Origin of the sequence: Achromobacter sp. 2789STDY5608621 (genome assembly GCF_001299375.1) — a bacterium.
GTDB lineage: Bacteria > Pseudomonadota > Gammaproteobacteria > Burkholderiales > Burkholderiaceae_B > Achromobacter > Achromobacter insuavis.
In genome coordinates, this window is sequence record NZ_CYTU01000002.1 from 267,206 (window position 1) to 292,338 (window position 25,133).

Annotated in this window: 23 protein-coding genes and 1 other RNA gene; 13 read left to right on the forward strand and 11 right to left on the reverse strand. The window is 66.5% G+C overall.

Going from position 1 to position 25,133, the window contains the following annotated elements:
• Positions 1–90: 90 nt before the first annotated feature.
• The 6 genes from phaR (at position 91) to AOZ53_RS03680 (ending at position 5,017) form a co-directional block, all read left to right on the forward strand.
• Complete coding sequence (phaR, locus tag AOZ53_RS03655; protein ID WP_006393587.1) at positions 91–660, forward strand: polyhydroxyalkanoate synthesis repressor PhaR; 570 nt, start codon at positions 91–93, stop codon at positions 658–660.
• Between the two features lie 224 nt (positions 661–884).
• Positions 885–1,421, forward strand: coding sequence for an iron transporter (locus AOZ53_RS03660; RefSeq protein ID WP_006393588.1), 537 nt, complete (start codon positions 885–887; stop codon positions 1,419–1,421).
• 2 nt (positions 1,422–1,423) lie between these two features.
• Positions 1,424–1,777 (forward strand): cupredoxin domain-containing protein, encoded by a 354-nt coding sequence (locus tag AOZ53_RS03665; protein WP_054429509.1) that lies wholly within the window; start codon positions 1,424–1,426, stop codon positions 1,775–1,777.
• Positions 1,778–1,790: 13 nt separating this feature from the next.
• Complete coding sequence (locus tag AOZ53_RS03670) at positions 1,791–2,639, forward strand: FTR1 family iron permease (protein WP_054429508.1); 849 nt, start codon at positions 1,791–1,793, stop codon at positions 2,637–2,639.
• Positions 2,640–2,687: 48 nt separating this feature from the next.
• Entirely contained in the window at positions 2,688–4,085 is a 1,398-nt protein-coding gene (locus AOZ53_RS03675) for a 4Fe-4S binding protein (protein WP_054429696.1), read from the forward strand.
• A 59-nt stretch (positions 4,086–4,144) separates the two neighbouring features.
• Positions 4,145–5,017 (forward strand): PhzF family phenazine biosynthesis protein, encoded by an 873-nt coding sequence (locus tag AOZ53_RS03680; protein WP_054486880.1) that lies wholly within the window; start codon positions 4,145–4,147, stop codon positions 5,015–5,017.
• Positions 5,018–5,145: 128 nt separating this feature from the next.
• Here the strand turns inward: AOZ53_RS03680 and AOZ53_RS03685 are convergent, their stop codons facing one another.
• From AOZ53_RS03685 to cphA (AOZ53_RS03700), 5 genes are all read right to left on the reverse strand, one after another.
• Positions 5,146–5,484, reverse strand: coding sequence for a BON domain-containing protein (locus AOZ53_RS03685; protein ID WP_054429506.1), 339 nt, complete (start codon positions 5,482–5,484; stop codon positions 5,146–5,148).
• Positions 5,485–5,563: 79 nt separating this feature from the next.
• Positions 5,564–5,728: a DUF1328 domain-containing protein gene (locus AOZ53_RS33225; RefSeq protein WP_006389411.1), complete on the reverse strand. Its 165-nt coding sequence runs from the start codon at positions 5,726–5,728 to the stop codon at positions 5,564–5,566.
• Between the two features lie 26 nt (positions 5,729–5,754).
• Positions 5,755–5,955 carry a CsbD family protein gene (locus AOZ53_RS03690; protein ID WP_006393596.1) on the reverse strand — a complete coding sequence of 67 codons (201 nt, stop codon included), beginning with the start codon at positions 5,953–5,955 and terminating at the stop codon, positions 5,755–5,757.
• 673 nt (positions 5,956–6,628) lie between these two features.
• Positions 6,629–9,199, reverse strand: coding sequence for a cyanophycin synthetase (cphA, locus tag AOZ53_RS03695; RefSeq protein ID WP_054478763.1), 2,571 nt, complete (start codon positions 9,197–9,199; stop codon positions 6,629–6,631).
• Between the two features lie 62 nt (positions 9,200–9,261).
• Entirely contained in the window at positions 9,262–11,877 is a 2,616-nt protein-coding gene (gene cphA, locus AOZ53_RS03700; protein WP_054429504.1) for a cyanophycin synthetase, read from the reverse strand.
• 260 nt (positions 11,878–12,137) lie between these two features.
• Here cphA (AOZ53_RS03700) and AOZ53_RS03705 point away from each other — a divergent pair, with 260 nt between their 5' ends.
• Both AOZ53_RS03705 and AOZ53_RS03710 read left to right on the forward strand, forming a co-directional pair.
• Positions 12,138–14,423 carry a cyanophycin metabolism-associated ABC transporter gene (locus AOZ53_RS03705; RefSeq protein WP_054429503.1) on the forward strand — a complete coding sequence of 762 codons (2,286 nt, stop codon included), beginning with the start codon at positions 12,138–12,140 and terminating at the stop codon, positions 14,421–14,423.
• A gap of 14 nt (positions 14,424–14,437) precedes the next feature.
• The gene (locus AOZ53_RS03710) at positions 14,438–14,908 is read left to right on the forward strand and encodes a cyanophycin metabolism-associated DUF1854 family protein (RefSeq protein ID WP_054429502.1); all 471 of its coding nucleotides are present in this window, start codon (positions 14,438–14,440) and stop codon (positions 14,906–14,908) included.
• 4 nt (positions 14,909–14,912) lie between these two features.
• Here AOZ53_RS03710 and AOZ53_RS03715 read toward each other — a convergent pair whose 3' ends face one another.
• Entirely contained in the window at positions 14,913–16,052 is a 1,140-nt protein-coding gene (locus tag AOZ53_RS03715) for a GNAT family N-acetyltransferase (RefSeq protein WP_054429501.1), read from the reverse strand.
• Between the two features lie 106 nt (positions 16,053–16,158).
• Here AOZ53_RS03715 and AOZ53_RS03720 point away from each other — a divergent pair, with 106 nt between their 5' ends.
• The 5 genes from AOZ53_RS03720 (at position 16,159) to AOZ53_RS03740 (ending at position 20,460) form a co-directional block, all read left to right on the forward strand.
• The gene (locus AOZ53_RS03720) at positions 16,159–17,079 is read left to right on the forward strand and encodes a ferritin-like domain-containing protein (RefSeq protein WP_054429500.1); all 921 of its coding nucleotides are present in this window, start codon (positions 16,159–16,161) and stop codon (positions 17,077–17,079) included.
• Entirely contained in the window at positions 17,076–18,305 is a 1,230-nt protein-coding gene (locus tag AOZ53_RS03725; protein WP_054429499.1) for a lytic murein transglycosylase, read from the forward strand. Before AOZ53_RS03720 ends, AOZ53_RS03725 begins: the two co-directional genes overlap by 4 nt.
• A 109-nt stretch (positions 18,306–18,414) precedes the next feature.
• Positions 18,415–18,828 carry a YidB family protein gene (locus AOZ53_RS03730; RefSeq protein WP_054429498.1) on the forward strand — a complete coding sequence of 138 codons (414 nt, stop codon included), beginning with the start codon at positions 18,415–18,417 and terminating at the stop codon, positions 18,826–18,828.
• A gap of 257 nt (positions 18,829–19,085) precedes the next feature.
• The gene (locus AOZ53_RS03735; RefSeq protein WP_054429497.1) at positions 19,086–19,979 is read left to right on the forward strand and encodes a cation diffusion facilitator family transporter; all 894 of its coding nucleotides are present in this window, start codon (positions 19,086–19,088) and stop codon (positions 19,977–19,979) included.
• 115 nt (positions 19,980–20,094) lie between these two features.
• A complete protein-coding gene (locus AOZ53_RS03740) occupies positions 20,095–20,460 on the forward strand; it encodes a hypothetical protein (RefSeq protein ID WP_054429496.1) in 366 nt (121 codons plus the stop codon).
• 151 nt (positions 20,461–20,611) lie between these two features.
• On the opposite strand, the gene ssrA is transcribed toward AOZ53_RS03740, so the two are convergent.
• From ssrA to ompA, 5 genes are all read right to left on the reverse strand, one after another.
• Positions 20,612–21,000: a transfer-messenger RNA gene (gene ssrA / locus AOZ53_RS33230) on the reverse strand.
• A 90-nt stretch (positions 21,001–21,090) separates the two neighbouring features.
• A complete protein-coding gene (locus AOZ53_RS03745; protein WP_054429495.1) occupies positions 21,091–22,266 on the reverse strand; it encodes an MFS transporter in 1,176 nt (391 codons plus the stop codon).
• A gap of 380 nt (positions 22,267–22,646) precedes the next feature.
• Positions 22,647–23,321, reverse strand: coding sequence for an HAD-IA family hydrolase (locus tag AOZ53_RS03750; protein ID WP_054486882.1), 675 nt, complete (start codon positions 23,319–23,321; stop codon positions 22,647–22,649).
• Positions 23,318–24,046, reverse strand: a complete 729-nt coding sequence (gene ubiG / locus AOZ53_RS03755; protein ID WP_054429493.1) for a bifunctional 2-polyprenyl-6-hydroxyphenol methylase/3-demethylubiquinol 3-O-methyltransferase UbiG — start codon at positions 24,044–24,046, stop codon at positions 23,318–23,320. The genes AOZ53_RS03750 and ubiG overlap by 4 nt, the downstream gene beginning before the upstream one ends.
• A gap of 142 nt (positions 24,047–24,188) precedes the next feature.
• Entirely contained in the window at positions 24,189–24,782 is a 594-nt protein-coding gene (gene ompA / locus AOZ53_RS03760) for an outer membrane protein OmpA (RefSeq protein WP_054429492.1), read from the reverse strand.
• Between the last annotated feature and the right edge of the window lie 351 nt (positions 24,783–25,133).

The following is a 25,133-nucleotide window of genomic DNA, read 5'->3' on the forward strand; positions in this document are numbered from 1 at the left end:
TCCAGGCCGCGGCGCTTCGGGGAGAAGGCGCCGCGGCATTACACTTCACCCTATTCGAAGTCTTAGAGATCGCCCGATCCGGGGACAACCATGACGCAAGCACAAACCGGCGCCAGCCTGCGCCTGATTAAAAAATACCCCAACCGTCGCCTATACGACACCCGGACCAGCACCTACATCACCTTGGCGGATGTCAAGCAACTGGTCCTGGCCAACGAAGAATTCCAGGTCGTCGACGCCAAGAGCGCCGAGGACCTCACGCGCAGCATCCTGCTGCAGATCATCCTCGAAGAGGAAAGCGGCGGCATGCCCATGTTCTCCTCGAACATGCTGTCGCAGATCATCCGTTTCTACGGCCACGCGATGCAGGGCATCATGGGCTCCTACCTGGAAAAGAACATCCAGGCCTTCATGGAAATCCAGCAACGCATGGCCGAGCAGTCCAAGGGCCTGTACGGCAGCCAGTTCGGCCCCGAGGCCTGGACCCAGTTCATGAACGTGCAGACGCCGATGCTGCAGAACATGATGAACAACTACATCGACCAGAGCAAAAACCTGTTCGTGCAAATGCAGGACCAGATGCAAGACCAGACCCGTGCCATGTTCTCGAACTTCCCGTTCACGCCAGGCGGTTCGCAGGGCGGCGGCCGCAAGCCGTAGCGGATCCTCCGGACCGCGGCCTGGCCGCGGACCTGAAAACCGGCCAGCCGGCGGCGCAATTTTGCTCCGCCGGCTTTCTTTTGGCTTGACCGGACGCAAGCATCCTCTTGTTTCGGACTATTCCGATTCAGGGATATGTCAGATTTTTTCGTTACATTAATGCAAACGGTTCTTGTTTATGTTTTGAACACCGTCGTTTCAATCGAGCTTTGAGGATGACCCACATGATGAAGAAAGCCTTGGCGCTGGCCATTGTCGCTTTGAGCGTGTCCGCCGCCCAAGCGGCCGAATACCCCATCGGCAAGCCCGTGGAAAAAGGCGGCATGGAAATCGGCGCGGTCTACCTGCAACCGATCGAAATGGACCCCCCGGGCATGATGCGTCCCGCCAAGGATTCCGACGTCCACCTGGAAGCCGACATCCACGCCACCGCCGGCAACCCCACCGGTTTCCCGGAAGGCGAATGGATGCCCTACCTGGTCGTGAACTACGAAATCCAGAAGGTCGGCAGCCAGAACGTGCAGAAGGGCGAGCTCATGCCCATGGTGGCCAACGACGGCCCGCACTACGGCGAGAACATCAAGCTCGAAGGCCCGGGCAAGTACAAGCTCAAGTACACCATCCTGCCGCCGACGGCCAACAAGATGAACCACTTCGGCCGCCACATCGACAAGGAAACCGGGGTGGGTGATTGGTTCAAGCCGATCGAACTCGAATATGACTTCGTCTACGCCGGCACCGGCAAGAAGGGCGGTTACTGATCGTGCGTCGCCTGTCTCGCGTCATCACCGCGCTGCTGATCAGCCTGGCTGGCCTGGCCGGCATGGCGCCCGCGCAGGCGGACGAACTGCCTACCTTCACGTTGACGTTCAAGCCCAACGGCACCTTTGAACCGGCCACGCTGGAAGTCCCGGCCGGCCGCTTCAAGATCGAACTGATCAACGAAAGCAACGAGCCGGTCGAATTCGAAAGCATTCCGCTGCGCAAGGAAAAGGTGCTCGGCCCCGGCGTCAAGTCGTTCGTGGTCATCACCATCTCGCGCCCCGGCGAGTATCCGTTCTTCGATGATTTTCACCAGGCGGTCAAAGGCACCCTGATCGTCAAGCCCAAGGAATAGGCGGCCGCATTACATGGAACAGGTTCTTTTCATCGTCTGGCGCGAAAGCGTCGAAGCCATGCTGGTGGTGGGCATTCTGTACACCTGGCTGCGCGCGACGCCGGAAGGCAAGCGCGGACTGAAGTATCTGTGGGGTGGCGTGGGCGCGGGCCTGGCGTTGGCAATCGCGCTGGCGCTGGTGCTGCTGGGCGTGTCGTCGTGGCTCAGCGACGAAGGCCAGGAATGGTTCCAGGCGATCATGTCGCTGGCGGCGTGCGTGCTGGTGGTGCAGATGGTCGTGTGGATGAAGAAGCACGGCCGCACCCTCAAGGGCGAGCTCGAAAGCGGCGCCCGTTCCTCGGTGGCCAACGATAACTGGTGGGGCCTGTTCGTCCTGGTGGCGATCGCGGTGGCCCGCGAAGGCAGCGAAACCGTGGTGTTCCTGTACGGCACCGTCGCGGCGGGCGAGGGCGGCAGCGACATGCTGATGCTGGCGCTGGCCGGCGTGGCCGGTTTCCTGGTGGCGCTGCTGACCTTCTGGCTGCTGCAGCTGGGCGGCAAGCTCATCACCTGGCGCCGCTTTTTCCGCGTGACCGAAATCCTGTTGCTGCTGCTGGCCGGTTCGTTGCTGGTGGGCGGCCTGGATCACCTGATTTCGCTGGACGTGCTGCCGACCATCATCGACCCGGTCTGGGACAGCTCGTGGCTGTTGAGCGACAGCACCGGCGTTGGCAAGATTCTGGCTGATTTCGCGGGCTATCGCGCCTTGCCTGCCCTGATCTCGGTATTGTTGTGGGTTGCGTACTGGATCGTGGTCTGGGCGTTGCTGCGCTGGGTGGGCGGCAAGCCCGCGCCGGTCGCGGCCACCCGCGCCGCTTCCTGACCGCCGATTCCGACCCATTCATCGGACTGAATTAATGAAGGTTTGACCATGGCAGCTGCACTCGGGAGGGCAACCTCCCGTATCGCCGACTTTCTCCGAGACCATGCCCCTCTGTTGCGCAAGCTGCAGTGGGGCATTGTTGCGATATACGCTTTCCTCCTGATCGTGCCGGCCATCATGCCGTTGCCGGACAATTCGGCATCGGTTTTCAACAACCTGACCATCGTGGCCCAGTTCGCCTTCTGGGGCGTGTGGTGGCCGTTCGTGCTGATCTCCATGCCGATCCTGGGGCGGGCCTGGTGCGGCTGGTTCTGTCCGGAGGGCATGCTCACCGAATGGGCCAGCGAACGCGGCCAGGGGCATGCCATTCCGAAGTGGATGCGCTGGGGCGGCTGGCCGTTCGTGGCCTTCGCGCTCACCACCATCTACGGCCAGCTGGTCAGTGTCTACCAATACCCGCTGGCGGTGCTGGCGGTGCTGGGCGGTTCGACCGTGGCGGCGATGATCGTCGGTTGGCGCTATGGCCGCAGCAAGCGGGTCTGGTGCAAGTACCTCTGTCCGGTCAACGGCGTCTTCAACCTGCTGGCCAAGCTGGCGCCGTGGCACTTCAAGGTCAACGAAGAAAAGTGGCGCCATCCGGTCATCCGGATCGAACCCATCAACTGTGCGCCGCTGGTGCCCTTGCGTCACATGAAGGGTGCCGGCGACTGTCACGTGTGCGGCCGCTGCAGCGGTTATCGCGGCGCCATCGAACTGACGCCGCGTTCGCCCGAGGAAGAAGTCGTCAGCGTCACCGATGGCGAACCCTGGCAGACCGTGCTGCTGTGCTTCGGCCTGATGGGTATCGCCATGGGCGCGTTCCTCTGGAGCGCCAGCCCCTGGTATGTGACGGCCAAGCAGTGGGCCGCGACCTGGCTGGTCGAGCACGACATCATGTGGCCGCTGATGGACAACGCGCCGTGGTTCATCCTGACGCACTATCCGGAAGTGAACGACAGCTTTTCCTGGCTCGATGGCGCCGGCATCATGATGTTCGTGGTGGGCGCCACGATCTGCATCGGCGGCGCCAGCTTCCTGTCGCTGTGGATCGCCGACCGGCTGGCGCCGGCGGCGCCGGTGGACGGGCAACCCGCGGGCGGCTGGTTCCGCCCGGGATTGCACAAGCTGGCGCAGGGCCTGATCCCGTCGGCCGGCATCGGCGTGTTCCTGGGATTGTCGGCCACCACCATCAACCTGCTCAAGCACGAAGGCGTGCGCGCGGCCTGGGCAGCGCCGGTGCGCTTCACGCTGCTGACGCTGGCCGTGCTGTGGACCCTGCGCCTGTTCGCGCGGTTGCTCAACCAGCGCCCGGTAAGCCTGGCGCGCAAGAGCGCGGCGTGGCTGGTGCTGGCCGCCGGCCTGGCGCCGTTCTGCTGGGCCTGGGTGCTGTTCTTCGCCATCTGGTAAGCCGGTGCGATACAGTGAGGGGCTTTGCCGCCGCCGGCGGCTCCCTCCTGCATCGGACCATGGCCACCTACGCGTATCGCCTTCTCAACGTCTTCGCTTCCAGCACCTTCAGCGGCAACCAGCTCTGCGTGTTCGAGGACGCGCGTGGCATGGACGACGCCACCATGCTCAACCTGGCGGCGCAGTTCAATCTTTCCGAAACCACCTTCATCCTGCCTTCCGAGACGGCCGATGCACGCGTGCGCATCTTCACGCCCGGCTACGAGATGAAGTTCGCCGGACATCCCACCATCGGCACCTCGCAAGTGGTGCGCGATCTGCTCAAGTCCGGCGACGCGCTGACACTGGAGTTCAAGGCTGGCGTGGTGCCGGTGACGGCCCGTGGCGATGCCTGGACTTTCACCGCGCCGTGTCCTGACGGCGTGCGCACGGCGCGGCCCGAACTGCCTGCCGCCGACATCGCCGACCTGGTGGGTCTGCAGGCCGAGGATCTGTTGGGCGAGCCGATCTGGGTCGATACCGGCGCCGACCAATTGCTGATTCCCGTCAAGAACGTCGAAGCGGTGCGGCGCGCACGGCCGGATGCGTCCAAGCTGGACCGCTGGCAGGCCAGCAGCCTGGGCCGCAAGACCTGCTATCTGTTTGCCTTCGATGAAGGGCGGCGCCAGGACGAGCGCGACGTGGTGGTGGCGCGCTACTTTTTCTCGAAGGCGGGGGGCGGGGTCGAGGAAGATGCGGGCACCGGTTCAGCTTGCGCGAACCTGGGCGGTTGGTTGCGCCATCAAGGCCGCGCATTGCCCGTCAGCATCCTGGTGGAGCAGGGCGACCAGATGGGCCGGCCGTGCCGTTTGTTGCTGGACGTCCATGCCGATGGCCGCATCCAGGTGGGCGGGCGGGCGCTTGAGATCGGCCGCGGCACGGTGAATATCTGAGCGCTGACTGCGCGCCCCGGCCATGTGCAGCGCCAGTGGCCGGCATGGATCCCTGAAGACAAGAAAACGGCGCCTGTGTGTGAGCACAGGCGCCGTTTTTCATTGCATGCCCATCAAGGGCCGGCGGTTTACTTCTTGTTCTTGGCCGGGTCGACCTTGATGTTGTTCATGACCTGCTTCACGCCCTCGACACCGCGGGCAACGGTGGCGGCGTGATCGGCTTCGGCGGCGGTGCCGACCGTACCGGTCAGCTTGGCCACGCCTTCGTTGGTTTCGACAGCGATGTCGAGCACGCTCAGCTGCTTGTCGGCCACGAAGGCGGCCTTGACCTTGGTGGTCACGGTCGCGTCGGACGCGTATTCGCCCACGGATTGCTTGGGCTTGCCGTCATCGGCGGCAAAGGCCATGGAAGTGAAGACGGCGCCCGTACCCAGTGCGGCGGCGGCGATCAGCTTGCGGATTTCCATAGTTGTGCTCCTTGTATATGGGGTTCAGCGCGTTCAGGATGCAACGGCTAAGCGAAGATTCTTGGGGTGCGATGTTCTTCTATTTCTTGCGGAATGCGCCGCCCAGAATGGACAGCAGCGCCAGTACCAGGAAGACGAAGAACAGGATCTTGGCGATGCCCGCGGCGCCGGCGGCAATGCCGCCGAAGCCCAGGACAGCCGCAATGATCGCAATGACGAAAAATACGACGGCGTAGTGCAACATGTCAGCTTCTCCTGGTGGCGTTGGAATCAGGGATTGCGGTCAAAGAAATCCCGGACTTCCTTCTGGGCCTGTTCCTTGGTCTTGCCGTAGCGCTCCTGGATCAGGCCAGCGAGGCGTTCGGCATTGCCTTCCGTACGGGTCAACTCGTCGTCGGTGAGTTCACCCCAGGCCGCTTTGGCCTTGCCGGACAGTTGCTTCCACTTGCCAGCGATGATGTCGTTATTCATGGTGACCTCTCTTCGTAGTGGCAAACGCAGCGGCTTATGGCCGATAAGCTCTGCATTCGCGGTTGAGTTGGGCACTGATCAGCTTGAGTTCAAGGTACAGGTCCGCCGCGAGCCCTGTCAAAGAACGCTGTGGGTAAATGTAACTGCCGGGGACGGGGCAAATCGCGTTTCCTTCGACGAGGGGTAGCGCAGGCGTACCAAGAGCGGGAGTTACATCTGAGCAACGAATTGAGCCCTTTTGAGCGGGGCTGGTAACGGGACCTACACGGGATTCCCGTGCAAAACGCAGCGAGGCGCGGCGCCGATGCGTCAGGCATCCGGCGCTGGCTGCGGGGCCGTCGCGCCGGTATAGTCGGGACAGGTTCCGTACCCGGGTCGATGGCCCGGGGTCTGGCGGCATCACACAACGGAGAGGGCACGCATGACGCAACGATTCCTCGGCACGATCCTGCTGGCGCTGGCCGCGATGGCGGCGCTGGGATGCACCCATGTGACGGATCGCTATCAGGCCGCGGCGCCCGCCGCGGCGTCGCACGGCTAGGGGCTGGCGATACGATCCCGCGTCTGGTCCGGACGGGGGGCGGCGGCCCGCCGTGGCGTGCTGACAGTTGCCGCCCTACAAAAGAAACGGGGCGCTTTCGCGCCCCGTTCGCATGCGATTCCCTGATCGGGATCAGCTTTCGCGGATGCGTTGGGCGATGTGTTCCAGCGCCTCTTCAACTTGGTCCACCAGGATCAGGCACAGGTCGCCCGCCTGCAGGCGCGCCAGCGCCGTGTCGATCGCCAGGAACTCGCCGTGGATCTCCTCGATGTGGCGGGTGCGGCTGGCGTTGACCAGGCCTTGCTGCAGCAGCGCCAGCACTTCGCCATCTTCGCGGCCGCGCTGGCATTGGTCCTGGTACAGCAGCACGTCGTCGAAGGCGCCGCCGAGGATCTCGGTCTGCATGCGGATGTCTTCGTCGCGGCGGTCGCCGGCGCCGCTGATGACCACCGAGCGGCGCTTGGCGGGCATGGCGTCGACCGCGCGCACCAGCGCCAGGATCGCATCGGGATTGTGACCGTAGTCGGCGATCACGGTGGCGCCGCGATAGTCGAACACGTTGAAGCGGCCGGGCGCGGTCTGGGCGTCGTTGACGAAGGTCGACAGGCCGCGGCGCACGATGCTCCAGTGCAGGTTCAACGCCCAGGCCGCGGCGATGGAGGCCATGGCGTTCTCGACCTGGAACACGATGGTGCCGTTGCGCGTGAGCGGGATCTCGGCCAGCGGGAAGCGGGTTTCCTCGCTGCCCTGGGCCGCGACGATGGCGTCGCCATCGCGGTAGACCACGCGCAGGCCCTGGGCGCGGTGCGTCGCCATGACCGGGTGGTTGCGGTCCTCGGCGAAGTAGGTGATCGAGCCGGGGCAGCTGGAAGCCATCTCCGCCACGATGGGATCGGCGGCGTTGAGCACGGCGGTGCCGCTCGGATGCACGTGCTGCACGATCACGCGCTTGACCACGGCCAGGTCCTCGACGGTGCTGATGTAGCCCAGCCCGAGGTGATCGCCCATGCCGATGTTGGTGACGATGGCGACGTTGCAGCGGTCGAAGGCCAGGCCCTCGCGCAGGATGCCGCCGCGCGCGGTCTCGAACACGGCGGCGTCCACGTCCGGGTGCATCAGCACGCTGCGGGCGCTGCGCGGGCCGCTGCAGTCGCCGGTGTCGATGCGCAGGTTGTCGACGTAGACGCCGTCCGAGTTGGTCATGCCGACGCGGTTGCCGGCCACGCCCAGGATGTGGGCGGTCAGGCGCACCGTGGTGGTCTTGCCGTTGGTGCCGGCCACTGCCACCACCGGAATGCGGCCGTCGTCGCCGTCGGCGTACATGTTGGCGATGATGGCCTCGCCCACGGCGCGGCCCTTGCCGAACGAGGGATTCAGGTGCATGCGCAGGCCGGGCGCGGCGTTCACTTCGACCACGCCGCCGTTCTGCTCCTCGAGCGGGTAGTGCACGCTTTCGGCCACCACGTCGACGCCGCAGATGTCCAGGCCGATCATGCGGGCCGCGGACACCGCGCGCGCCGCCATCTCGGGGTGCACTTCATCGGTCACGTCGGTGGCCGAGCCGCCGGTGCTGAGGTTGGCGTTGTTGCGCAGGAAGATCAGGGTGCCGGGAGGCGGCACGGAATCGGCGTCGAAGCCCTGCTTTTTCAGCGTGGCCAGGGCGATGTCGTCGAAGCGGATCTTGGTCAGCGAGGTGGCGTGGCCGTCGCCGCGCAGCGGGTCGGCGTTGACCTGGTCGACCAGCTGGCGGATGGTCTGCACGCCGTCGCCGGTAACCTGCGGCGGATCGCGGCGCGAGGCGGCGACCAGCGTGCCGCCCACCACCAGCAGGCGGAAGTCGTGGCCCGGAATGTAGCGTTCGACGATGACCTCGGAGCTGATCTCCTCGGCCACTTCGAAGGCCTGGATCACACGTTCGCGCGTTTCGATGTTGACCGCGACGCCGCGGCCCTGGCTGCCGTCGCGCGGCTTGACCACGACCGGGCCGCCCAGCTCCTGGGCCGCGGCCCAGGCGTCTTCGGCGGTAGTGACCGAGCGGCCCAGCGGCACCGGCACGCCGGCGGCGTCCAGCAGCATCTTGGTCAGGTCCTTGTCCTGCGCGATCGATTCGGAGATGGCGCTGGTCAGGTCGGTTTCGGCGGCCTGGATGCGGCGTTGCTTGCTGCCCCAGCCGAACTGCACCATGCTGCCTTGCGTCAGGCGACGGTAGGGAATGTTGCGGACGGTGGCGGCGTTGACGATGGAGCCGGTGCTGGGGCCGAGGCGCACGTCCTCGTCCAGTTCACGCAGGCGCTTGAGGGCGTCGGCCAGATCGAACGGGGTGTCGTCCAGCGCGGCCTGCACCAGCTGCTGCGCCAGGTCCATGGCGAGACGGCCGACTTCTTCCTCGCTGTATTCCACCACGACCTGGAACACGCCGGGTTCGGTGGTGGGGGAGGCGCGGCCGAACGTGACGGGGCAGCCGGCGTAGGCCTGCAGCGTCAGCGAGACGATCTGCAGCACGTGCGCGATCGAGACCGCGCCCTGGTGGCCTTCGGGGCGCAGCAGGCCGGTCTGCGGCAGGCGCGCGCGCAGGCGGGCTTCGAAGTCGGGCAGGTTGTCGATCGAGCATTCGGCGTCGGCGCACGACACGATGGCCTCGATCGCCGTGTTCTTGCTCCACAGGTTGGGGCCGCGCAGCGCTCGGATACGGGAAACTTCCATGGCAGGTATTCCTGTCTAGCTTGCGCGCGCCGCGGCGGGTCGCCGCGGCGCGCGCGATGATGTCAGTGTTGCTGGATCCAGCGGCGGACGAGATCGATGGTGGGGCCGGAGAAGGCCTCGTCGGATTGCAGCAGGACGAAGTCGCCCGCCGCGATGCCGGCGAGCTGGCTCTCGATGGCCTTGCCATGGTCCGGTTCGTCCAGGATCTGCTTGACGCGGCTGCCTTGCTCCAGGCCCTGGCGCAGCAGCGCGCGCGCCTGGCCGGCGGGGCGCTTGCTGGTGACGGTGGTGTCGTCGTACAGCACCACGCGGTCGAAAGCGTCGCCCAGCAGCTTGCCCTGTTCGATCAGGTCGGCGTCGCGGCGGTCGGCGCCGGCCGAATACACGGCGGCGCGGGTGGTCGACGGGAACTGGTCGATGGCGGTGATCAGCGGACGCAGCGCGGAGGCGTTGTGGACGTCGTCCACCACCACGGTGCTGCCGTTGCGTTCGAACAGCGTGAACTGCCAGGGCGCATCGGCCTGGTCGATGTCGAAGGTCTCGATGCCGGCGCGGATCAGTTCGACCGGGATGTCGAGCGCCCAGGCGGCGCCGACCGCGGCCAGCACGTTCTCGACCTGGAAGGCGACGCGGCCGCCGTGCGTGAGCGGAATCGCGGCGACGTCGGCCAGGCGTTCCTCGCGCGCGCCCTGCGCCAGCACGATGGCGCCGTCGCGCACGAAGACCGCGCGGCCGTCCTGTTGCAGGTGGGCGGTGATGGCGGGCAGGGCGGGGTCGATGCCGAAGAAGATCACGGCGCCGTCGGACAGCTCGGCCATTTCCACCACGCGCGGATCGCGCGCGTTGAGCACGGCGGCGCCGGTCGGCAGAACGACGTCGACCTGGGTGCGGAACACATTGAACATGCGCTCCGTCTCGTTGATGTCGAAGTCGCCGAGATGGTCAGCGTCGTCGATGTTGGTGACCACGCCGACCTGGCAGCGGTCGTAGGCCAGGCCCTGGCCCAGGATCACGCCGCTGTCGTTCTCGATGACGGCGGCATCGACGTTGCGGTTCATCAGCACGCGGGTGCCGGACGCGAAATCGGCGCGGTCGCCCTTCTGCACCAGGCGGCGGTCGAGGTACAGGCCCTCGCTGCAGGCCAGGCCGGTGCGCTTGCCCGACAGGTGCAAGAGGCGCGCGACCAGGCGCGCGACCACGGTCTTGCCGTTGGTGCCGGTGACGCCGACGATGGGAATGCGGCCGGCGTCGCCTTCGGGGAACAGATGATCGACGATGGCGTGGCCGACCGGACGCGGGGTGCCGTCGGCCGGCTTCAGGTGCATCAGCAGGCCGGGGCCGGCGTTGACTTCGACGATGGCGCCGCGCTGCTCATCGAGCGGGCGCGAGATGTCCTCGGCCACCAGGTCGACGCCGGCGATGTCCAGGCCGACCACGCGGGCGGCCAGGGTGACGGTGGCGGCGACGCTCGGGTGCACGCGGTCGGTGACGTCGAAGGCGACGTTGCCGCTGCGCTGCACCAGCACGCGCTGGCCCTCGGCCGGCACGCTGTCTTCCGTCAGGCCCTGGCGGGCGATCTCCAGGCGCGCGGCCGAATCCAGGCGCACCGGATTGAGCGGATGGTTTTCGGTGCGGCCGCGGCGCGGGTCGGTGTTGATCTGGTTGTCGATCAGTTCGGTGAGGGTGGACTTGCCGTCGCCCGTGACCCAGGCCGGCTCGCCGGCGGCCGCGGCCACCATGCGGTCGCCCACCACCAGCAAGCGGTGCTCGTTGCCCAGCACGAAGCGTTCGACGATGACGCCGCTGCCTTCGTCGACGGCGACGCGGTAGGCGGAAATGACTTCTTCGCGCGTGGTCAGGTTGGTGAACACGCCGCGGCCGTGGTTGCCGTCATACGGCTTGACCACCACCGGCAGGCCGATGTCCTCGGCGGCCGACCAGGCGTCGTCCTCGCTGTCGACCAGGCGGCCCTCGGGCACGGGCACGCCGCAGGTCGAGAGCAGTTCCTTGGTCAGGTCCTTGTCGCGCGAAATGCCTTCGGCGATGGCGCTGGTGCGGTCGGTCTCGGCCGTCCAGATGCGGCGCTGGCGCGAGCCGTAGCCGAACTGCACCAGGTTGCCTTCGAACAGGCGGATGTAGGGGATGTCGCGGTCGTCGGCGGCATCCACGATGCAGGCGGTGCTGGGACCCAGGCAATGCTTGTCGACCAGCCGGCGCAGGCGCGCCACGGCGGCGTCGACGTCGAAGGGGCGGTCCTCGATGGCGGCCATGACCAGGTCGCGGCCTTCGTTCAGGGCGGTGCGGGTGACCTGTTCCTGCCAGGCGCGCACGACGACTTTATAGACGCCGCGGGTGGAGGTTTCACGGGCCTTGCCGAAGCCGCCGCGCAGGCCGGCCAGGTTTTGCAGCTCAAGGGTGACATGCTCGAGGATGTGGCCGGGCCAGGTGCCTTCCTTGACGCGGGACAGGAAGCCGCCCCGCACGCCCGGGCTGCAGCGATGCTCGATCAGGGTCGGCAGCCAGGCGGTCAGGCGCTCGTAGAAGCCGGGGATCGTGTTGGAGGGATAGTCCTCCAGTTCGCCGATATCCACCCACGCCTCAAGTACCGGACGGTACGTCCAAATGTTCGGGCCGCGCAAAGCCACGACATCGAGAAATTCAATGTCTTTCTTTTTCATGTTTTAATTTACTTGAGAAGCAGGTTGGCACGCGCGGACGCCCCTATGCAAGACCGCGAATTTATTGGGGTTGCGCCTTAAGAATAATGCCAACGAGTGGGGGATCCCAGATATTCCTAATTAGAAAAATCGGCTGATACTATACGACGCCTTCAAAGGCGTGAACTCGTTGTGTTGTAAGGAAGGGACACGTTGCCAGCCTGGGGTTGGCATGCCGTCGCCGCCTTGTAGGGCAGAGTCCTGGCCCGGTATGCGTTCTAATGAAAAAACCACACCTGCTTTCCGGCCTAGCCGAAGCCTTTCCTGCCCGCTGGCGGGATGAAATCCGCGCAGAACTGGCGCAGGATGAGACCCTGCTGGCCTGGGTTGAAATAGACCTGGATCAGCGGCTGAAGTTCCAGCCCGGCCTGGTCGCCGTCACCGATCACCGCCTGATCGCCCGCAATGCGGCCGATACCGGCTGGGAATCCTGGGCTTACGGTCCCCAACTGTCCCTGAATCTTTCCGACCACGCCGGCGCCGCCGTGCTGGAGTTGCACGACGATACAGCGCGGCTGGGTATCTGGCGCTTCACGCTGGCCTGCAATCCGGCCGCGCTGCGGCTGCTGGGCCAGTTCGAGGCGCAGCAGGCGATCCGCCTGTCCGGCCAGCCGGAAGCCGAGGCGGGCGAACGCCAGTGCACCATCTGCAACAACGCCATTCCGGCCGGCCAGGATGAATGCCCGGTCTGTAACCAGGAGCAGGCGGCGCCGTCGACCACCTGGGCGCTGCTGCGCCTGTGGCGCTTCGCGCGGCCGTATCGCGGCCCCTTGCTGGCCGGCTTTCTGCTGACCCTGCTGGGCACCGCGGCGACCCTGGTGCCGCCGTACCTGACCATGCCGCTGATGGACGACGTGCTGATTCCGTTCCAGAACGGCGCGCCCATCGACTACAGCAAGGTCCGCCTGTACCTGGGCGGGCTGCTCGGCTCCGCCATCCTGGCGTGGGGCCTGGGCTGGGCGCGGACCTACATCCTGGCCTGGGTCAGCGAGCGCATCGGCGCCGACCTGCGCACCACTACCTATGAGCACCTGCAGCAGCTGTCGCTGGAGTATTTCGGCGGCAAGCGCACCGGCGACCTGATTTCCCGCATCGGCAGCGAGACCGACCGCATCTGCGTGTTCCTGTCGCTGCACCTGCTGGACTTCGCCAATGACATCCTGATGATCACCATGACCGCGGTGATCCTGGTGTCGATCAATCCCTGGCTGGCGCTGGTCACGCTGGTGCCGCTGCCGTTCATTATCTGGATGATCCACGCGGTGCGCGACCGGCTGCGCCATGGCTTCGAGAAGGTCGACCGCATCTGGTCGGAGATCACCAACGTGCTGGCCGACACCATTCCCGGCATCCGCGTGGTCAAGGCCTTCGCCCAGGAAAAGCGCGAAGTGGCGCGTTTCCGCGAGGCCAACAACCGCAACCTGGAAGTGAACGACCGGGTCAACACCACCTGGTCGCTGTTCTCGCCCACGGTCACGCTGCTGACCGAGATCGGGCTGCTGGTGGTGTGGATCTTCGGTATCTGGCAGGTCTCGCAGAAGCAGATCACGGTCGGTGTGCTGGCGGCGTTCCTGGCCTACATCGGGCGCTTCTATACGCGGCTGGATTCGATGAGCCGCATCGTGTCGGTGACGCAGAAGGCGGCCGCCGGCGCCAAGCGCATCTTCGACATCCTGGACCACGTCTCCAGCGTGCCCGAGCCGCAGAACCCGGCCAAGCTGCCGCAGATCAACGGCCGCATCGAATTGCGCGACGTCGGCTTCCGCTACGGCAACCGCCAGGTCATCCGTGGCCTGGACCTGAGCATCGCCCCTGGCGAGATGATCGGCCTGGTGGGCCACAGCGGCTCGGGCAAGAGCACCCTGATCAACCTGATCTGCCGCTTCTACGACGTGTCGGAAGGCGCGATCCTGGTGGACGGCGCCGACATCCGTTCGGTGCGGGTGGCCGACTACCGCCGCAACATCGGGCTGGTGCTGCAGGAGCCCTTCCTGTTCTTCGGCACCATCGCCGAGAACATCGCCTACGGCAAGCCGGACGCCACCCGCGACGAGATCGTGGCCGCGGCCCGCGCCGCCCATGCGCATGAATTCATCCTGCGCCTGCCGCATGGCTACGATTCGCTGGTGGGCGAACGCGGCCAGGCGCTGTCCGGCGGCGAGCGCCAGCGCATCTCGATCGCGCGCGCGCTGCTGATCGACCCGCGCATCCTGATCCTGGACGAAGCCACCTCGTCGGTCGACACCACCACCGAGAAGGAAATCCAGAAGGCGCTCGACAACCTGGTGCGCGGCCGCACCACCATCGCCATCGCCCACCGCCTGAGCACCTTGCGCAAGGCCGACCGGCTGGTGGTGCTGGACCGCGGCCAGATCGTGGAGCAGGGCCCGCACGAAGAACTGATGGCGCGTGAAGGCGCCTACTACCGGCTGTACCAGGCGCAGGCGCGCCAGAACGAGGCGGACGCGCAGTCCTCCGGCAGCGAAGACATGGCCGCCGTGGCCTGAGCGAGATAACCGTCATGACGCTTCCCGTTTTCCAGCTGCGACGCAATGCGTTCGGGCGTTTGGTGTTCCAGGGTGCCGACGGTGTCGCGCACGAAGGCGTGATCCCGGTGCGGGCCTTTCCGATCAGCGAGGCCGATCGCGGGCTGTCGCTGGTGACCAGCGAAGGCCGCGAGCTGCTGTGGATCGAACGGCTGGCCGAGGTGCCCGCCGCCGAACGCGCGCTGATCGAAGAGGAACTGGCCGGGCGCGAATTCATGCCCGAGATCCGCAAGCTGGCCAGCGTGTCCACCTTCGCTACCCCCAGCATCTGGAAGGTGGAGACCGATCGGGGCGCCACCAGTTTCACGCTGCGCGGCGAAGAGGACATCCGCCGCCTGAGCCCGCAGACGCTGCTGATCGCCGACAGCCACGGCATCTTCTACCTGGTGCGCGACATCCTGTCGCTCGACAAGCACAGCCGCAAGCTGCTGGACCGTTTCCTCTGACCGGTCAGTCCGGGGCCGCGCGCTTGAACGGCGTGTGCGCCTCGAGCTCGCCCAGGTAGTCATCCACCGCGGCGGTTTCCTCATCGAGAAAATGCTGGATCGCGGCCGCGAAGCGCGGGTCGGCGACCCAGTGCGCCGACCAGGTGGGCGTGGGCAGCAGCCCGCGCGCCATTTTGTGTTCCCCTTGCGCGCCGCCCTCGAACCGCGCCATGCCATGGGCGATGCAGTAGGCGATGGCCTGCAGGTAGCAGGTCTCGAAGTGCAGCCCCGGCACATATTCCGTCGCGCCCCAATAGCGTCCGTACAGCGTGTCGCCGCCCGCCAGGTTGAGGGCCGCCGCCACCGGCTGGCCGTCGCGCTCGGCCAGGATCAGCACGAAGGCGTCGGGCTGGTCGCGGTAGGCGCGCAGGAAGAACTCGCGGCTCAGGTAGGGCGGATTGCCGTGGTTGAAATAGGTGTGGCAATAGCACTGGTAGAAAAAATCGAGGTCGGCGGCGTCGATCTGCGCGCCGCGCAGCCAGCGGAACGCCAGCCCGGCCTGCGCCACCTTCTTGCGGTCCTGGCGGATCTTCTTGCGCTTGTCGTGGCTCATCGTCGCCAGGAAGGCGTCGAAGTCGGCGTAGCCTGGATTGGTCCAATGGAACTGCACGCTTTCGCGCACCATGAAGCCGGCCTCGCGCAGCGCTCGCAGGTCCGCCGTGGCCGGAAACAGCAGATGCAGCGACGACACCTGGATCTCTTCGGCAAAGGCGACCAGCCCGCGCACCAGCGTGTCGCGGTCTTCATCGCTGGCGGCCAGCAGGCGCGGGCCCGAGACCGGGGTGAACGGCACCGCCGCCAGCAGCTTGGGGTAGTAGCGCAGGCCGTGGCGTTCGAAGGCGTCGGCCCAGGCGTAGTCGAACACGTACTCGCCGCGTGAATGCGATTTCAGGTAGAGTGGCACCGCCCCGGCCAGATCGTCGCCGCGCCACAGCATCAGGTAATGCGGCGACCAGCCGGTGCGCGGCGCGGCGCAGCCGGTGTCGTGCAGCGCGTGCAGGAAGGCGTGCCGCAGGAACGGCTGGTCGCCGGCCAGCGCATCCCATTGGCGGGCGTCGATGCGCGACAGGTCGGTTTCGATGGTCAGGCGGAGCGGCGAATCCATGGACGAATGATAAAGTCTTCGCTGGCGCATGACGCGCGGCGCGGGATGACCGCGCATGGTTATTGTCTTGCGGGCGGCGTCGTTCCGCCCCGCACCGGAAATCCTCATGGACAGCAATTCGATCCTTCCCGCGGACGGGAACGGTCCGGACCAATCCGGCACGCCCTGTCTGCGCGCCCAGGCCCTGCGCGCGCTGGCCGCCACCGGCTGGGCCGACAAGCTGGCGCGGGTGCGCGCCATTGGCGACGACGCCCCGCTGGATGGCGCGCGGCGTTACGCGGCGCCAGGCGGATTGCCGGGGCGCCCCGCCGCGCCCGTGCTGGTGGCGCCGGCCGAGGTGCCGCAGCGTTCCATGGCGACCCAGGAAGGCCGCGCGGCGCTGCTGCACGCGCTGGCGCATATCGAATTCAACGCGGTGAACCTGGCGCTGGACATCCTCTGGCGCTTCGCCGGCATGCCGGACGCGTTCTACCGCGACTGGTTGCGCGTGGCGCGCGAAGAGGCCGCGCATTTCGATCTGCTCAATCGGCGGCTGGCCGAGCTGGGCCATGCCTATGGCGACTTTCCCGGCCACAACGGCCTGTGGGACATGGCCGAACGCACATGCGACGACCTGTTGGCGCGACTGGCGCTGGTGCCGCGCACTCTGGAGGCGCGCGGCCTGGATGCGTCGCCGTTGATCCGCAACAAGCTGGCCGGCGCCGGCGACGCGCAGAGCGCGGCCATCGTCGACATCATCCTGCGCGACGAGATCGGCCACGTGGCGATCGGCAACTACTGGTACAAGCGGTTGTGCGCCGAGCAGGGCAGGGAGCCGGTCGCCTGCTACGCCGAGCTGGCCAGCCGCTACAACGCGCCGCGGCTGCGCGGCCCCTTCAACATGGAAGCGCGCCGCGCGGCGGGTTTCGACGAGGCCGAACTGGCCGCCTTGCTCGACAAACGCGCCGTCACGGGCGAAGCCGAAGACAGCCAGCGCCGCCCCGATGGCGGCGCGGCCAACGCATCCGCAGGAGCGCTTTCTCGATGACCTTTCGCCACGCCGTTCCCCTGGCCGCCATGCTGGCGTTGTCCGCGCCCGCCGCGCACGCCGCCGACGCCTTCGCCGGTTGTCTGGCCGGATTGCGCGCCCCCGCCGCCAAGGCGGGCGTGTCGGGCGCCACGTTCGACCGGCATACCGCCAGCCTGTCGCCCGACATGGCGGTGATCGGCCTGCTGGATGCGCAGCCCGAATTCAAGACGCCGATCTGGGACTACATGGCGGCGCTGGTCGACGACGAGCGCGTCGCCGACGGCAAGGCGGGCATCGAGCGCTGGCGCGCCGAACTGGACCGCGCCGCCGCGCGCTACGGCGTGGACCCGGCCACCATCGCGGCCGTGTGGGGCGTGGAGAGCAATTATGGCCGCACGCTGGGCGGGCGGCCGCTGCTGACCTCGCTGTCGACGCTGTCCTGCTTCGGGCGCCGCCAGGCGTATTTCCGCGGCGAGTTCTTCGCCGCGCTCAAGATCGTGCAGGACGAGCGCATCGACCCCGACAAGCTCAAGGGTTCCTGGGCGGGGGCGTTCGGCCAGACCCAGTTCATGCCGTCGACCTATCTGCGGTTGGCGGTCGATTTCGACGGCGATGGCCGCCGCGACCTCATCGACAGCGTGCCCGACGCGCTCGCCTCCACCGCCAACTTCCTCAAGCGCGCCGGCTGGAACAGCGGCCTGGACTGGGGCTACGAGGTGATCCTGCCGGCGGGCGCGAACACCGCCGGCGCGGGACGCAAGAACAAGCGTCCGCTGTCCTTCTGGCGCGGCCAGGGGTTGACCCGCGCCGACGGCAAGCCGTTGCCCGCGGGCGATACGCCTGTCGGCCTGCTGCTGCCGGCCGGTCCCAAGGGGCCGGCGTTCCTGGTGACGCGTAATTTCGATGCGCTGTATTCCTACAACGCCGCCGAAAGCTATGCGCTGGCGATTGCGCACCTGTCCGACCGCCTGCGCGGCGGCGGCCCGCTGGCGCAGGCCTGGCCGACCGACGATCCGGGGCTGTCGCGCGCCGAGCGGCGCGAATTGCAGCGGCTGCTGATTGCCCGCGGCTATGAGCTGGGCGAACCCGATGGCATGATCGGCGAGCGCACCCGTGAAGCCCTGCGCGCAGCGCAGCGCGAACTCGGCCTGCCCGCCGACGGCCGCGCCGGCCAGAAGGCGTTGAAAGCCCTCAAGGCCTCCCAGGCTCCCCTGGCCTCGCCAGCCCCGCGCGGCGCGGGCTGAAGGCCGGAACGACAAGCTTTGCAAAGATCGCCGGTTGCCGACCTTTGGATGACCACATCGGCGCCGTCACGGGCCTATACTGGATTTCCGATTTTCCTGGAGTACGGCGATGAGTCTATTGGATACCTTGGCCTCGATGGCCGGCGGCGGCCAGCAAGGAGGCTCCGCCTCGCTGCTGCCCGCCCTGATTGAACAACTGGGCAAATACCCGGGTGGCCTGTCCGGCCTGATCGCCAGCTTCCAGCAGGGCGGCCTGGGCGAGATCGTCGCGTCGTGGATCGGCAAGGGCCAGAACCTGCCGGTCAGCGCCGACCAGCTCGGTCAGGTGCTGGACCCCGGCGTGGTCAACGAGCTGGCCGCCAAGACCGGCCAGGACACCGGCTCGGTGCTGGGCTCGCTGTCTTCGCTGCTGCCGCAGCTGATCGACAAGGCCACCCCGGAAGGCACGGTGCAGCCCGGCCAGTCGTTCAACCCCACCGACCTGCTGGCCTCGCTGTCGGGCCTGTTCGGCAATCGCGGCTGAATCCGGCCAAGGGGTCTCCCCCCTGACGCGCCCGCGGCTTCAATCCCTCGCCCGCCGCCGCCTGCCGGCGGCCGGGCCGCCGCGGGTCTTCTATCGCTTGACCTTATAGTCACTTCAGGCTTTCTCATACGGCCATGGCACCCCCGCCACGGTGCCGCCCCCCATCACCCGGAGCGTCGCGCCATGGATTCGCCGAAAAGACTGCTGGAAAGCCACCCCATCCGCGCCCGCGTCGCGATCATTTCGCGGGGACGGGCATGAGCGGCGGCCATGAGCACGCCGACGTGCGGGCGCTGCCCGAATCCCGTCTGTGGATTGCGTTCGGGCTGACCAGCACCTTCATGGTGGTGGAGATCGTCGGGGGCCTGTGGACCGGCAGTCTGGCGTTGATCTCCGACGCCATGCACATGATGACCGACGCTATCGCGCTGCTGCTGGCGCTGATCGCGATCCGCGCGGGCCGCAAGGCCGCCGACCTGATGCGCACTTACGGTTATGCGCGCTTCGAGATCCTGGCGGCCGCGGTCAACGCGCTGGTGCTGCTGGGCGTGGCGTTCTACATCCTGTACGAAGCCTGGCGCCGTCTCGAGGCGCCGCCGGATATCCAGTCCGCCGGCATGCTGGCCGTGGCCATCGCCGGGCTGGTGATCAATCTGGTGTCGATGCGGCTGCTGGCCGGTTCCAAGGACGACAGCCTGAACGTGAAAGGCGCCTATCTCGAAGTCTGGGCCGACATGCTGGGTTCGGTCGCCGTCATCGCGGGGGCCGTGATCATCTGGCTGACCGGCTGGCGCTGGGTCGATTCGGCGTTGGCCGTGGCCATCGGATTCATGGTGTTCCCGCGCACCTGGGTGCTGCTGCGCGAATGCATCAACCTGCTGCTCGAAGGCGTGCCGCCCGGCATGAGCCTGAGCGCGGTGCGCGACGCCATCGCCGGCACTGACGGCGTCGCCAGCGTGCATGACATCCACCTGTGGGCGATCACGCAGAAGCAGCCGCTCCTGACCGGCCACGTGGTGCTGGCCGCGGGCGCCGACGGCGAGACCGTCCGGCTGGAGATCGAGCGACGCCTGCAGGACGGCTTCGACCTGCATCACACGACGCTGCAGGTGGAGCGTTCGGATCGTTCCGGGCAGGAGCATATCCACTGAGCGCGGTGTGACGATAGCGGCGGGCCGTGGGCCATAGGCGTTATCGGTTAGCGCTCGAATCAGTCTGATAAGCGCACCCGCGTTGTCCCCGGACCTCAGGCGAGCATGCTATGAAATGACATCGCTTTCGGAGGATGCGGCTGTGGGGCGTGATGCGGATGTCGCGATTGTTGTTCTATGGACGGTGTCCTTCTTGGCGCTTGCGGTGGCCCTGGCGTTTCAGTGGCTCGTCAACAAGCTGGTCGGCCGGCCCTGGCTCAACGCCGGGAGCATCCTCGCCTACGCAGTCGGCGCATTGCTGGTTGGCTGCGTCGCTGCCAACGTCATCGCGGCGATGCGTGGCAAAGAGAGCTTCGCCACGTGTTGTGGCCAAAGCCTCACCACCCTGATTGCCTTGTTGCCCAGCATTGTGGTCGGCCATCTCTGCGCCAGGGAATTCCGTCAATACAAGGCCCTGCGCAAGCGACTTGCGCAAGACTGACGCCGGCGCCGGCTCTTCGCATCAAAGACCTGTGCCCGTCCCGCCCTGTGACGGATGCAAAGCACCCGTGACCGTAAAGAGCGGGTAGCGCCCACGGCAAAAAAAATGGCCGATCCGTAAAGGTCGGCCATTTGGCGCTATGGCGGAAATTTGGTGGAGCCGGGGGGAATTGAACCCCCGTCCGCAAGCCCTCCGCAACCAGTTCTACATGCGTAGTCGATTTATTTGGTTTTAACCCTGGACTTAGCCAACCGACAGGCCGGACCAGAGCGATTCACGTAATTTAAATCCGAGCCGTGTGACCCCAGCGCGAACCGATTCCTTGTGAATGTCGCTGCTGCGGTTCGAGGGTTGCCCCCCTAGGAAGTTGCCTTCCTCCGCCTGACCCAAGGACAGATCAGTGCAGCGGCTCACCGCTTAAGCGGCGAGAGCGAAACGCTCGTCGTTGGCGTTTGTAGTGTTCCAGTGGTTTAACGAGCGTACTGGTGCTCGGCATGCCCTGAGTTGTTTCGCGACCCACGTCGAATCCGGATCGGCCCCAAGAACTTTCTATTGTACTGGTAAACGCGATAGTCCGCTGCGTTTCCGCGCCCGCCCGCCCGGGCGTGGCGCGGATGCCGCAATGTGAGCTCAGGCGTTGGCACAGGCCGCCTTGCCGGCGGGGCGTGCGCGCGAGGCCGCCATCAGCACGAACGCCAGCGCGACGGACACCGCCACGATCACCGCAGCGGCCCAGCCCAGCGACGCCAGGCCGTACTGGTCGATGACGCGGCCGCCGACCACCGCACCCAGGCCGATGCCGATGTTGGCGCCCGAAATGTTGAGCGAAGCGGCGAAGGCGGGGGCCTCGGGCGCCGATTTCATCAGGCGCACGTGGCAGACGATGAACAGCGCCGCCTGGGCGATGCCCCAGATCGTCAGCGCCACGGCCAGCAGGCCGTGCGACTGCATCACCGGCGCGACGAACGCCAGGCCGACCGCCATCAGCGACGAGAACAGCGCGGTGGCGCCCAGCGGGCTGCGGTCGACCATGCGGCCGCCCAGGGTGTTGCCGATCAGGCCGACGGCGCCGAACGCCATCATGGTCCAGCCAACGATCTGGCCATTGAAACCGGCCAGGCGTTCCAGCATGTCCGCCAGGTAGGTGTAGGCGGTGAACATGCCGGTGAACACCAGCAGCGACAGCAGCACGTGGCCCACCACGATGGGGTTGCGCAGGATGCGCAGCTGCGTCACCAGTTTGACGCTCTCGGCGCGGATGCGGGTGCTGGGGAAGGCCAGCAGCAGCAACAGGGCCTTGGCGAACGCCACCACCGACAGCACGCCGAAGGCCGCGCGCCAGCCGAAGGCGTCCGAGATCAGCACGCCGATGGGGATGCCGAACACCGTGGCGGCGACGATGCCGAACGCCACCATCGAGATGGCGCGGCCTGCGCGGGCCGGGCCCACCAGTTCCACCGCGGTGGCGCTGGCCAGCGACCAGAACACCGGCAATGCCAGCGCCGGCACGAAGCGGGCGACCGCCATGACCCAGATGTTCGGCGCCGCCGCCGCCAGGGCGTTGGACAGGCCGAACAGCACCAGCACGCTGATGAACAGGCGCTTGCGCTCGATGTTGGCCATCAGCGCGGTCAGCAGGGGACCGGTGGCGGCCACGGTGAAGGCGAATAGCGACACCAGCAGGCCGGCCTGGGAAACCGTGACGTCGAGGTCGCGGGCCAGGCTGGGCAGCAGGCCGACGATCAGGAATTCGGTGGTCAGGATGGTGAAACCAGCGGCCGAAAGTAGCAGGATGGGCAAAAGCATGGGCAATTCCAGGTACGCGCGAAGCCGGGAGGCAATGCGCGGTGGGCGGATGAATGGTCTAAAAGGTCTAGGTTGCGCGCCGGGGAGACGTCGGCGCGCGGGCGCATGAGGGCGGCAAGCCATCGATGCGTAACGAGAGTCGCCGTGCGGGCATCGCCGCGCGGCGCCCGGCATGAGCCGGGAAAGGCAATCGGGAGGCACCCGGATTGCCTTGCATGAAACGTACTTTAATTCACCGGCGCCTAGGGATAAACCCTTTTTCACCGGATAAATTGTTCGGTCAGATCAACTAATCCGACCGAACCCTTGTCATCCCGGACCGTGCGCCGTCGGCAGGGCGGCGATGCGGGTCGCGGGAGATCGGCGCCGATGACGGCGTATCAACGCAGATCGAGCGGCAGCAGCGGCTCGATCGCTGTCCACAGTTCGGCCGGCGTGTTGGCGCAGGTTTCGGCTTCCCAGGTGCTGATGTTGTCTTCTTCGCCGACATAGCCATAGGCGGCGGCAACCGCCGGCATGCCGGCCGCGTGCGCGGCCTGGATGTCGCGCAGGTCGTCGCCGACGTAGACGCAGCGGTCGGTGGCGAAGCCGGCCTCGCGCGCGGCGTGCTGCAGTGGCAGCGGGTGCGGCTTGGCGTGAGCGGTGGTGTCGCCGCAGACCAGCACGGCGCTGTCGCGGGTCAGGTTCAGGTGCTCGACGATCGGCAGCGTCAGGTAGGTGACCTTGTTGGTCACGATGCCCCAGGACAGGCCGCGCTGGCGGATGTCGGCCAGCAGCGCCTCGATGCCGGGGAACAGCTTGCTGTGGACGGTGGAGCTGGCGGCGTAGTCTTCCAGGAATTGCAGGCGGGTCGGCTCGTATTCGTCGTCGCCTGGCTTCAGGCCGAGCGCGACGCGCAGCAGGCCGCGCGCGCCCTGCGAGGCGACCGGACGCAGCGTCTCGTAGGGCAGGGTTTCCAGCCCGCGGCGGGTGCGTTGCTGGTTGGCGGCGGCGGCCAGGTCGGGGGCGGTGTCGGCCAGCGTGCCGTCGAAGTCAAACAGGATCAGGGCGCTCATTTGCGGGTAGCCATCAGGTAGTTGACCGAGGTGTCGGACGTCAGCGAGTAGATCTGGGTGATCGGGTTGTATTCCATGCCGCGCATGCCGACCGGCTCCAGGCCGGCGCCGCGCGCGGACGAGGCCAGTTCGCTCGGCTTGATGAACATGTCGTAGGTGTGGGTGCCGCGCGGCAGCAGGCGCAGCACGTATTCGGCGCCGATGATGGCGAACAGGAACGCCTTGGGATTGCGGTTCAGGGTCGAGAAGAACACCCAGCCGCCCGGCTTGGTCAGCGCCGCGCAGGCGCGCACGATGGAGGCGGGATCCGGCACGTGCTCCAGCATTTCCATGCAGGTCACCACGTCGTACTGACCTGGCTGCTCGGCCGCCAGCTGTTCCACCGGCACCTTGCGGTATTCGACCTTCACGCCCGATTCCAGCCCATGCAGCTTGGCGATCTTGAGCGATTTGTCGGCCAGGTCGATGCCGGTGACGTCGGCGCCGGCGCGGGCCATGGCTTCCGACAGGATGCCGCCGCCGCAGCCGACGTCCAGCACCTTCTTGCCGGCCAGGCTGCCCACGCTTTCCTGGATCCATTCCAGGCGCAGGGGGTTGATGGCGTGCAGGGGCTTGAATTCGCTTTCGGGGTCCCACCAGCGGCTGGCCAACGCACCGAACTTGTCCAGTTCGGCCTGGTCGGCGTTGACGGTGGCTTGGGCGGAATCGTGGGTTTGGGTGCTCATGGGCGGTCCAGCATAAGACGGCTCTATATATAGAGAGTCGGCGGCGCCCGTGGGCGCCGGAGCGTTTGCACCGGATTGGTGCAAGCCGGGCGAAAAAAAGGGCCTCGCTATGCGAGGCCCTTTATTGTAGCTAGTCCGGCAATTACTTGCGGCTACCCACGATTTCGATTTCAACGCGACGGTTCTGGGCGCGGCCTTCCTTCGTCTTGTTGGAAGCGATCGGGTTCTTCTTACCCTTGCCTTCCGTGTAGATACGGTTCGGATCGATGCCCTTGCTGACCAGGTAGGCCTTGACCGAAGCGGCACGGCGCTCGGACAGCTTCTGGTTGTAGGCGTCCGTACCGATCGAGTCGGTGTGGCCGACGGCGATGATCGTTTCCAGCTCGATACCGCGAGCTTGCTGGGCGACTTGGTCCAGCAGCTGACGGCCTTCGGGCTTCAGGGTCGACTTGTCGAAGTCGAAGAACGTGTCAGCGTTGAACACGACCTTGGCCGCCATCGGGGCCGGCTTCGCCTTCTGTTGAGCAACCGGAACGCCGTCGCAGCCGGGGATGCCGGTGGCCGGGGTCCAGAACGCATCGCGCCAGCACAGTTCGTTCGTACCGTTTTTCCAAACGTTACCGAACGGATTGCGCCAGTTGTCCACCGTCTGGGGATAGGTCTGGGCCGAGGCTACACCCGAGGCCGTGACGGCGGCGAAGGCGAGCGCCAGAGCGAATTTGGAGGGTTTGTTCATGTTTCTCCTCGTTGAGCTTGAAGCTGGATAAGTGACTCGCAGCGAACCCCCGCCGCATATCAGGAAAACGGGGCCAGTATAGCAACGCCAAGAGCTGGTTCAAAGGAATAGCTACTGGGTTTCCTGCGTGCTGGAAACAATCTTAAGGCATTTGGGGGGCTTTGGCTTCCCTGGAGAGGCGCATTGGTGCTGGATATGACGTTTTCCGCGCTCCATCCGTTTGCCATGTTGGTTTTTGGCAACAGGCTCCCCGGACGATGGCGGACGCGCCGGTGCCGCTTGCCGCCGACATCCGCTTCAAGGCCCGCGCCGATGGCGGGGCGGGGCCCTTGGGGCCGCGACCCCAATCGA